General features: G+C 45.3%; 1 pseudogene. It reads right to left on the reverse strand.

Features of this window, described 5'->3' with window-relative positions:
* A pseudogene (locus ACFO5T_RS13935) lies at window positions 1-791 on the reverse strand (T9SS type B sorting domain-containing protein); the annotation flags it as partial.

A 791-nucleotide genomic window follows, 5' to 3' on the forward strand; every position in this document is an offset into this window, starting at 1 on the left:
AGCCCTATAATATTCCACGTATCGTGAAAACCATCTGCATTAGGTGTAAAGAAACGTGGGTAATCTATAATCCCTATTTCAAACTCAGAGATCGAACAGTTACCACTTGCTAGTCTTCCAAAAATGGTGTGCGTCCCCGGAGTCACATTTGTAAAAGTCGTACTACTCTGGAATGGGCCATCATCTAGTGCAAACTCATACTCAGAGGTAGGATCTACCCCCGTTATGTTGATCACCTCTACCGTGTACAATCCGCTACTATTAAAAGAAGGTTCTAGTACAATCGCCTCAAACACCGGCGCACTCTCTGCCGTATATACCGCCTCTGCTAGGTAATCACACTCCGTACCATCCACATACGTAGCTGTGACCAGCACCTGATAGGTTCCTGCAGCATCTACAGTCACCACAGGGTCTAGTGATATCAATGCACCATCGAGCGTCCACGCATAGCTGTAGTTCACCCCAATCTGAGGATCTTCTACCGTACCATCTATCGTAAATGGATCAAGCGCTTCACCCGTAATCTCATCCACACAAATCTGTCCGCCCTCATTGCTAAGGTCTGTATATGGTAGTGGTTGTACAAAAATCTCAAAATCTACCACCATCGTACTCTCACAGTTACTAGCTGTATTAACCGCTCTGGCATATATAGTCTGTGGATTACTTGTATTTACATAAGCACTAGGCGTGTCTATCGCATTAATCATTGCCTCTGCATCTGCAAGGCTCGTGTAGTAAGTTACAGAGGTTGCAGTCACACCTCCAGTAATCATCGCATTCTGCTG

Origin of the sequence: Dokdonia genika (assembly GCF_042652845.1) — a bacterium.
GTDB lineage: Bacteria > Bacteroidota > Bacteroidia > Flavobacteriales > Flavobacteriaceae > Dokdonia > Dokdonia donghaensis.